Below are 9756 nucleotides of genomic sequence, written 5' to 3' on the forward strand. Positions count from 1 at the left end.
AATCACCGTATGTAGTAAATTTTATACTGTTTTTCCATAATTTTTCTTTGTACAAATTTATATCGAATTTTTTCATATTTTTTAGAATAAATTCGTAAATTTTAGGATCTACTTCTAGAAGTTTTTTTGCATTATCGTAGATAATATCATCTAATGTATTATAATTTTCAATAATTGGACCTATCCAATAATAATTCGTGTTTAAACTACTCAAAAATAATAATAAATCTGAATCCATAATTTACCCCTTTTCTTTACATATAGAATACCATTAATTTTTATTTTTTTACAATAAAAAAAGTCGACTATTATAAAATAATCGACTAATTAATTAATATATTACTACTGGCATACCATTTTCTGCTGAATTGAAAATTGTACGAACATGATTTATCGGAGTATTTATACAACCATGGCTACCAGCGCCATTAAAGATTTGTCCACCGTAGGCGGCTCTTCCTTTTGTATCGTGAATTCCTACACCAGTATAATCAATTTGCATCCAATAATCTACGTGAACTTTATATTTTGATCCATCTGGATTGTATCCTCTTAAAAATCTATCAGTTTCTTTTGACCATATTTCGAATAGTCCAGTTGGTGTTTCGTGGTCAATTGATGGATCTCCTGTAACAACAGGTGTGTCTAATACTAGTTTACCATCTTTAAAATACCACAAATGTTGTGCTCCCAAGCTTATTTCAATATAGCTTTTTCCAAGAACTCCATTATTTTGGCTTCTTCTGCTATATACTAAATCACTGTCTATGGTTTTACCGTTTTTTAAAGCATCTGTAATCACAGCTACTGTTTGTTTTTTGTTAATTTCATTTCCAAAAACTTTTGCTTTAACTTTTATAGATTTACCATTATGAGTTGTAAAATCAAAATCTTTTCCGATAACTTCATATTTTTCTTTCAAGTCATCTACAAAAATTCGAACTTTTTTATCTTCAAACTTATAATTTTCATCTAAGAACATAGAATTATCTTCTATTTTTTGTGATTCTCCGTTTGGCAATTTTAAGGTAATAGAAGCTTTTGCAATATTTTCAAGTTCTTTTTTGTTTGGCTCCAATGATTTTTTTGTAACTTGAGGATTAATATATTCTGAAGATAATTTGATTTCATCCTTGTGTTCATTAAATCCTTTTATTACGGATTCACAAACTTTATCTAAATCAAGTTTATTACCTAATTCTTCAGGTTTGATTATTGCTTTTTTGTTTTCAAAAATCAATTGGGCGTTTTTTGGTTCTTTGATATTTTTGAATAGCTCACTATTTTTAATCGTTTCTTTTAATTTTTCAGAATCTACACTTTTCTTAACTTTTACATCTGTTTCTATTCCTTTTATAAGTTCTACTGGCCACAAAAAACCATGTTGTACATAGGTTTGATTTTCCAAAGCAACTTGTTTTAAACCCGCTTGTGAATTATTCAATGTAACAGTTTTATTATCTCTTCCAATAATTGATGTAGTTTGTTCATCAAAAATATTTTTAACATCAGAAATTTTTCTTACACCTAAACTTTCACCATTGATTTTGGCGTTAGGATAAGTCATGAAGCTAAAAAATATTGAAACTAATATATAAATACCTAAAAGAATTGATACGACCCAAATCCATGAGTGTGATTTTTGTGATTCTTTCAGTTTATAAATACTATTATTTTTTGAAGACTCATTATTCATTTGACTAGTTTTATTGTCTTCATCTTTTTGTAAATCATTTTTCAATTTATCACCTTCTATTAATTATTTCTGTACCTAGAATGATATCATAAATACACAACATTAGTAAACATTTATATTAAATTATACTTTTTCTATAATCAATACTTAATTAAATTTGTGATAATTTAAAATAAAATAACAAAGATTTGCTTTAAAATTGTAAAAAATGATGTATAATTAAATTGATAATACAAATAAAGGGGTGAATTATGGAAAATATTAATCTGGTAGTTTTATCTGATTCTACCGGGGACACAGGTGATCAAATAGCAAGAGCTGCTTTAGCTCAATTTGATATTACTTGTGAAAATGCTAAATTTCACTTATTTGGACATATCCGATCTATTGAGCATCTTAATTCTACATTAAATAAATGTTTAGAAATGGATAATATTATCATATATTATAGTTTAGTTGAAGAAAGTTTAATTGATAGTTTAAAAAAATTCTGCGATATGAATAATCTCATATCGGTAGATATTTTAACTCCATCAATTGTAGCCATTCAAAGGTTAACAAAACGATCTCCAGCAACGAATCCAGGTGCTTTACGTAAGCTTGACGAACATTATTTTAAAAGAATTGATGCAATAGAATTTGCCGTAAGATACGATGATGGAAAAGATCCAAGAGGAGTATCCAGAGCTGATATAACGATTATTGGTGTTTCTAGAACTTCGAAAACACCATTATCCATGTATCTTGCAAATAAGCATTACAAAGTTTGTAATATTCCACTTGTACCAGAGTCACCAGTCCCAAAGGAACTTTTTGAAATCGAACCAAAAAGAGTCATTGGTCTTACTAACTCTCCTGATAAACTAAACAAAATCAGAAAAGAAAGACTAAAATCTATGGGATTGCCAACTGAAAGTACATACTCTGATTTGGGTAGAATACTTGACGAATTAGATTATGCTGAGAAGGTAATGAAGAAAATCGGATGTCCTATCATAAACGTTTCTGACAGAGCAATTGAAGAAACGGCAGAAGTTATTATCAGACATCTAAAAAAAATGAATGATTAAAAAGGAGTTTTTTAAATGACAGAAAAATATGTTTACGGTTTTAAAGAAGGTAATAAAGACATGAGAAGCCTTCTTGGTGGAAAAGGTGCCAACTTAGCCGAAATGACTAATATGGATATACCTGTTCCAACAGGATTTACTATTACTACTGAAGCTTGTAACAAATTTTATCAAGAAGATGAAAAATTATGGGATGGATTATTTGAAGAAATCAAATCTCATATTGAAGAAACAGAAAAAGAATTAAACAAGAAATTTTCCGATGAAGAAAATCCTCTACTATTTTCTGTTCGTTCTGGCGCTGTAATATCTATGCCAGGTATGATGGACACAATCTTAAACCTAGGTTTGAATGACAAATCTGTTATTGGCTTAGCTAAATCAACTAATAACGAAAGATTTGCTTATGATTCATATAGAAGATTTATTCAAATGTTTTCAGATGTTGCAAGAGAAATTCCTAAAGTATTATTTGAAAACGAATTAGATAAAATAAAAGAAGAAAAAAACGTTACAGATGATACAGATCTTGATAGCGAAGATTTAAAGAAAATTGTTGAAAAATTCAAAGAAATCTACAAAGAAGAAATGGGCGAAGAATTTCCACAAGACCCTATCGATCAATTACGATATGCTATAGAAGCAGTTTTCAGATCTTGGAATAATCCTAGAGCAAAAATTTACAGACAATTAAACGGCATCGACGATAATTTAGGTACTGCAGTAAACATTCAATCAATGGTATTCGGTAACATGGGAAATACATCTGGAACAGGTGTTGCTTTCTCAAGAAACCCTGCAACTGGTGAAAATAAATTATTTGGTGAATTCTTAATGAATGCACAAGGTGAAGATGTTGTTGCTGGTATAAGAACTCCTCAACCAATCAGTCAATTACAAGACGTTATGCCTGAAGTATATGAACAATTCCATTCTATAACTAAAAGATTGGAAGAACACTACAGAGATATGCAAGATTTGGAATTCACAATAGAAAATTCTAAATTATATTTACTTCAAACTAGAAACGGAAAAAGAACTGCTATCAGTGCTCTAAATGTCGCAGTAGATCAAGTAAATGAAGGTTTAATTTCAAAAGAAGAAGCTATTTTAAGAATTGAACCAAATAGTTTAAATCAACTCCTACACCCTACCTTTGATCAAAAAGAATTAGAAAATGCAGAAGTTATTACAAAAGGTTTAGCTGCTTCACCTGGAGCCGCTAGTGGTCACGTATATTTCAGTGCTGAAGATTGTAAAACAGCTGCATCTAAGGGCATTAAATCAATATTAGTTCGTCAAGAAACATCTCCAGAAGATATCGAAGGTATGATTAAAGCCGAAGGTATATTAACTGCAAGAGGCGGTATGACATCACATGCTGCAGTAGTTGCACGTGGAATGGGTGCATGTTGTGTAGCAGGTGCTAGTGAAATTAGAGTAGATGAAGAAAACAAAGTAATCAGAGGTAAAAATATCGAAATCAAAGAAGGAGATTTGATTTCATTAGATGGTAGCACTGGTTATGTTTATAAAGGAGAAATTTCTAAAGTAAGTCCACAACTTACTGGTAACTTTGCTCAATTTATGCAATGGGTTGATGAAATTAAAAGATTAGGTGTAAAGACTAATGCAGATACTCCAAAAGATGCACATCAAGCAAAAGAATTTGGTGCTGAAGGAATTGGATTAACAAGAACTGAGCACATGTTCTTCAACGAAGAAAGAATTCCAATTGTTAGACAGATGATTCTTTCAAACACTACCGAAAGAAGACAAAAAGCACTTGATAAATTAAGACCTTTCCAAGAAGAAGACTTTTACAACATTTATAAAGAAATGGGAGATTTATCAGTTACTATTAGACTTTTAGATCCACCACTTCATGAATTCTTACCAAAAGAAAAACATGACATTGAAGGATTAGCGAAAGAAATGGATTTAACTTATGATGAAGTAAATGATATTATTTTAGAACTTCACGAAGTAAACCCAATGCTTGGACACAGAGGTTGTAGACTAGCTGTAACTTATCCAGAAATTTATAGAATGCAAGCAAGAGCAATTATTAGTGCTGCTCTAAAAGTTAAAGAAGAAACTTCACATGAAATAGTTCCTCAAATTATGATTCCACTTGTTGGGGAAAAGAGAGAATTAAAATACGTTAAGGATCAAATAATTGAAGAAATCAATCAAGTATTTGAAGAAACAAATCAAAAATTAGATTATCAAATTGGTACTATGATTGAAATACCTAGAGCATGTTTAATGGCTGATGAAATTGCCGAAGAAGCTGACTTCTTCAGTTTTGGTACAAATGACTTAACTCAAATGTCATTTGGTTTCTCAAGAGATGATGCAGGTAAATTCTTATCAGAATATAAAGAAAAGAAAATCTATTCAAGAAGTCCATTTGAAAGATTAGACCAAGAAGGTGTTGGTCAATTAATAAAGATTGCTATTGAAAGAGGTAAATCTTCAAATCCTGATTTGCACGTAGGTATTTGCGGTGAACACGGTGGAGATCCTGAAAGTGTGGAATTCTGTCACAGAATTGGATTAGATTATGTATCTTGTTCCCCATACAGAGTTCCAATCGCAAGATTAGCAGCAGCTCAAGCAGCAGCAAGAGAAAAATTAAAATAATTAGTTTTATTAGATAGAGTAACTATGTTTACTCTATCTTTTTTTGGTTTCTATTAAATTATTATAGGCACAATTTATGGTATAATGTATGAAGTTAAGGAAGTGATAAAATGGCTTACGAAATGGTTACACTTAGTAGTGAAGAGCATGATAATTTTGTTAAAAACCATAAATATGGAGAATTAAATCAAATATATAAATGGCAGTTCGTAAAAAAAGGATGGATCGGAAAGAATATTGGAATAAAAAAAGACGGAAAACTTGTTGGCGCTTGTTTAATCTTATTAAAAAAACTCCCGGTTCTTCCCTATTATTTTGCATATGCTCCAAAAGGACCTGTAATTGATTATGAAAATAAAGAAGACTTAAAAGCAACTATCCAAATTTTAAAGGATTTCTGTAAAAAGAATAAAGTTTTTTCTTTGAAATTTGACCCTCAAGTCTCCGTAGAAATTGATGGATTGATTGATTACTTAAAAGAACTTGGATGCTATCATCACGGTTTAAAAAAAGGATTAGAATACAATCAACCTAGATATTATATGATAACTGATATAGATAAATCTGAAAAAGAAGTCATGAACTCTTTTCAATCTAGAACTAAAAGTGTTGTAAAAAAATCATTGAAGAACGGACTTGAATGTAAAAAATGTGACAAGAATGAATTATCTAAGTTTTCAAAATTAATGGAAATTACAGCTAAAAGAGATGAGTTTAATCATAGAAGTCACGAATATTTTGAGAATTTATATGATGTTTTAGCTCCAGATGACGATTGTGAATTATATCTAACTAAACTTATACCTTCAAGTGTAAAGAAATCCAATGAAAATGAGTTAGATCAAATAGATAAACAAGAACTCAAAACTAAAAATAAATTGGAAAAAGATATAACAGAGGAGAAAAAGAATAATTTTTTAAAGGAACTAGATGTATTAGATAATAGAAGAGCAAGATGTAAAGATTTGATTGACCAAATGAATGAATATATTGAAAATGGTGTTGATGAAATTGTATTATCAGGAGCTTTGTTAACATTTTGTGGCAAGAAATCATATTACCTTTACGGAGCATCTTCAAATGATTTTAGAGATTTAAGTCCAAATTATTTAATGCAATGGACTATGATGAAAAGAGCTATAGAAAAAGGATGCACTTCGTATGATTTCGGAGGAGTATCAGGTTATACTCCGGAAGATAATGTTGAAGACCATGAAGCCGGACTATATGAATTTAAGAAAAGATTTGGTACTGAAATGTTAGCTACAATTGGAGAGTTTGACATAGTATTTAATAAATTTATCAATAAATTATTTGAGTTCGCTTTAAAACACAGATAATATAAAAACAAGGATTGATTATGATATCAATCCTTGTTTTTTAATCCAATAAATATTTTAATTTATTTTTGTACACTTTTCTGTAAAATACAATAAACAAGCTAATTCCCTTACATATAACAAGTGAGGATATAATTACCCATATCCACTCTATTCTCAAGTTATTATACATAACTAAAAGAGATAATGGAATTCTTATGAAATTAAATATAATTCCATTTATTGAAGGATACTTTGTTAATGAAATTCCATTAAAAAATCCTGTAGTAGCTATTTCTACACACATGAATATTTCTGAGATTGATAATATTCTTAAATACACTACCCCTATATTTAACGTATTAGGATCATCTGGAATAAATAGCTTAAATAATTGAGGTGCAAAAGTAAATAAAAATATAGTAGTAAATATTCCTATACCAATACATATTTTCATTCCTTTTTTATAACCTTCCATTACTCTAGAATAGTTTTTTGCTCCATTATTCTGAGCAATGAAAGTAGATAATGCAACACTCAATCCACCAACTGTTAACCAAGTTATAGATTCTATTTGATTGCCTATTTTTTGTGCCGCTATAGCTTCTTTTCCCCAATGAGCTATAATAGCAGCCATTATTATAGAAAATGTCGCAAAAAGGCATTCTTGAAGAGCTATAGGAAATCCTAAATCAAAAAGTCTTTTTGCATAAATTAAATGCATTTTTTCCTTCAAATATTTAAAATATTCAAATCTAACTATCATAAACATAATACATGCAGACATTTGAGCGATAAAAGTTGCAAGAGCAGCCCCTTTTATTCCCATTGGTTTTATAAATCCAAATCCAAATATCAAAACAGGGTCTAATACTATATTAATTCCCAATGCAATTGTGTTTATTATAAAAGGAATTTTGCTTTCCCCTTGGCCATTTAATATTCCAGTTAAAACTGGATTTATAAAGTTAAAAAATATTGAAGCCACAAAAAATCCGTAATATTCAAAAGCTAGTTTTGTAACAGATTCATCCAGATTAAAAAAATGTATTATTTGCACTTTAAATAAAACCATTAAGGAAATAAATACAAATCCAACTATTAAGGCAAATTTTATAGCATTAGATATGTATTTTTGTACAGAATCCATATCTTTTTTACCAATGCTATCTGCTACAGATATTTGTACACCTACACTAAGCATCATACATATTGCATAACTTAACCATCCAAAAAACCCTACAGTTCCAGCTGCAGCCACTGATTCAATAGATAGTCTTCCCAACCAAAATAAGTCCATCAAATTATAACTCATCTGAATAAAAGATGTTGCCATAATTGGTAATGATAAGCTTATTAATTCCTTATAAATATTACCTTCAGTAAGATTTCTAGTTTTCAATTAACACCATCCTCTATATATTATCTCTTAATTCCATTAGGTCGTCTTTAGTAAAGTTGTATTTTTCATGACAAAAATCACATACCAATTCAGCCTTGCCATCTTCTTCTATCAATTCATTCAATGTTTCTCTTCCCAATGAAATTAAAGATCTTTCAACTCTATCTCTATTGCAATCACATAGATATTTCACTTCTTTTTCGCCTAATAATTTTAAATCAAAGTCTGCAAAAAATTTATTTAACACGTCAAATGGATTTTCGTGTGTTACAAATAGAGAAGAAATTGGTGGGAATTTATTAATATCTTTTTCCAATTTATCAATTAATGATTCATCATATCCTGGTAATGCTTGAATAAATAAGCCTCCAGCACTTTTAATTGATAAATCAGTATCTACCAATACACCCAAAGCGACAACAGTTGGTCTTTGATCTGATTGATAGAAGTAATTGCTAAAATCTTCAGCTACTTCACCACTTACTAGACTAGTTTGACCTATGTAAGGTTCTTTTAATTTCAAATCTTTTATTACTGTAAGAAGACCATCATTACCTACAAAATTACCAACGTCCAATTTTTTATTAGATTTTGGAGGTAAATCAACTTCTGGATGACTTACATAACTTTTTACCTCTCCTCTACCGTTTACTGTAGATATTAACATTCCTCCATATCCGTTTCCTTGCAAATTTAATGTAATATTATGTTTGTCATTTTTTAATTCGTGACTCATAATTGAAGCCATTGTACTCAATCTTCCCAATGCAGCAGATGCTGTTGCTGATGTATTATGAATATCTCTTACTGATTGTACTAACTCTGTAGAATCAACAATTATAAATCTAAATGATTCTGTGGAATCGGTAGCAATATATAATTTATTTATCATATAACCTCCAAATAAAAAACCCCTAGAAAGGGGCATATTAATAATATTTTATTATAATTTTTTTACATTACAAGCTTGAAGACCTCTAGGTCCTTCGGCAATATCAAATTCAACTTCTTGATTTTCGTCTAATTTTCTATACTCGCCGTTATCTTCTAATGCAGTATAATGAACAAATACATCTCCTTGATCTTCTGTTGAGATAAATCCGAAGCCTTTTGTTGCATTAAACCATTTTACAGTTCCTTTTGTCATATTTCCTCCAATAATTTAGCGTAGTTTTCATTTACTATACTAATATAACATACAAAATAAAAATATACAACGAAATAATTGTCATAACCTAATTACATATAAATAATGCACGTTGTGTATAATCCTCTAGAGATTTTCCTGTATCAAAATCTATTATTTTAACAGTATTAAATCCACTGTTGTACAACATAAATCTTAGTGCATCCAAACTATAAACTTTTTCTGTTTGAGTTTCCCTAATCCTTTGATAAGAATTATCCTGATTTTTCACAAAAAAGTCAATATAAAAATCTATCAAATTATCTTCTTCATAATATTGATTAACCCAAGTATAAAAAATATCCTCATATTCATACACAAAGTGATTGTTACCCATTACTTCTATTAGCTTATAAGGAGTGTTTACATCAAACATAAACACTCCTTTACAATTTTCATTAATATTTGAGAACAAATTCTGTAATTTTTCTGAGTAT

At 29.5% G+C, this 9756-nt stretch carries 7 protein-coding genes and 2 pseudogenes; 3 read left to right on the forward strand and 6 right to left on the reverse strand.

The window, feature by feature from the left end; genetic code table 11:
• Both KHW44_RS03255 and KHW44_RS03260 read right to left on the reverse strand, forming a co-directional pair.
• A pseudogene (locus KHW44_RS03255) lies at positions 1 to 238 on the reverse strand (DNA-protecting protein DprA); the annotation flags it as partial.
• A 93-nt stretch (positions 239 to 331) separates the two neighbouring features.
• On the reverse strand, positions 332 to 1741 hold the full coding sequence (locus KHW44_RS03260) for a L,D-transpeptidase family protein (RefSeq protein ID WP_304065914.1): 1410 nt from the start codon (positions 1739 to 1741) through the stop codon (positions 332 to 334).
• A 206-nt stretch (positions 1742 to 1947) separates the two neighbouring features.
• On the opposite strand from KHW44_RS03260, the gene KHW44_RS03265 reads away from it, so the two are divergent.
• The 3 genes from KHW44_RS03265 to KHW44_RS03275 all read left to right on the forward strand — a co-directional run bounded on the left by KHW44_RS03265 (position 1948) and on the right by KHW44_RS03275 (position 6752).
• On the forward strand, positions 1948 to 2766 hold the full coding sequence (locus KHW44_RS03265; protein WP_094203677.1) for a pyruvate, water dikinase regulatory protein: 819 nt from the start codon (positions 1948 to 1950) through the stop codon (positions 2764 to 2766).
• Between the two features lie 15 nt (positions 2767 to 2781).
• Complete coding sequence (gene ppdK, locus KHW44_RS03270) at positions 2782 to 5412, forward strand: pyruvate, phosphate dikinase (protein WP_304065919.1); 2631 nt, start codon at positions 2782 to 2784, stop codon at positions 5410 to 5412.
• 110 nt (positions 5413 to 5522) lie between these two features.
• Positions 5523 to 6752 carry a peptidoglycan bridge formation glycyltransferase FemA/FemB family protein gene (locus KHW44_RS03275; RefSeq protein WP_304065922.1) on the forward strand — a complete coding sequence of 410 codons (1230 nt, stop codon included), beginning with the start codon at positions 5523 to 5525 and terminating at the stop codon, positions 6750 to 6752.
• Positions 6753 to 6792: 40 nt separating this feature from the next.
• On the opposite strand, the gene KHW44_RS03280 is transcribed toward KHW44_RS03275, so the two are convergent.
• The 4 genes and pseudogenes from KHW44_RS03280 to KHW44_RS03295 all read right to left on the reverse strand — a co-directional run.
• Positions 6793 to 8133 carry an MATE family efflux transporter gene (locus KHW44_RS03280; RefSeq protein WP_304065925.1) on the reverse strand — a complete coding sequence of 447 codons (1341 nt, stop codon included), beginning with the start codon at positions 8131 to 8133 and terminating at the stop codon, positions 6793 to 6795.
• Between the two features lie 13 nt (positions 8134 to 8146).
• Positions 8147 to 9025 (reverse strand): Hsp33 family molecular chaperone HslO, encoded by an 879-nt coding sequence (gene hslO, locus KHW44_RS03285; protein WP_304065928.1) that lies wholly within the window; start codon positions 9023 to 9025, stop codon positions 8147 to 8149.
• A 51-nt stretch (positions 9026 to 9076) separates the two neighbouring features.
• The gene (locus tag KHW44_RS03290; protein WP_094203682.1) at positions 9077 to 9280 is read right to left on the reverse strand and encodes a cold-shock protein; all 204 of its coding nucleotides are present in this window, start codon (positions 9278 to 9280) and stop codon (positions 9077 to 9079) included.
• A gap of 88 nt (positions 9281 to 9368) precedes the next feature.
• Positions 9369 to 9756, reverse strand: a pseudogene (locus tag KHW44_RS03295) (SAM-dependent methyltransferase); the annotation flags it as partial.

This window comes from Finegoldia magna, from assembly GCF_018371055.1.
In the GTDB taxonomy this organism is placed as follows: domain Bacteria; phylum Bacillota; class Clostridia; order Tissierellales; family Peptoniphilaceae; genus Finegoldia; species Finegoldia magna_I.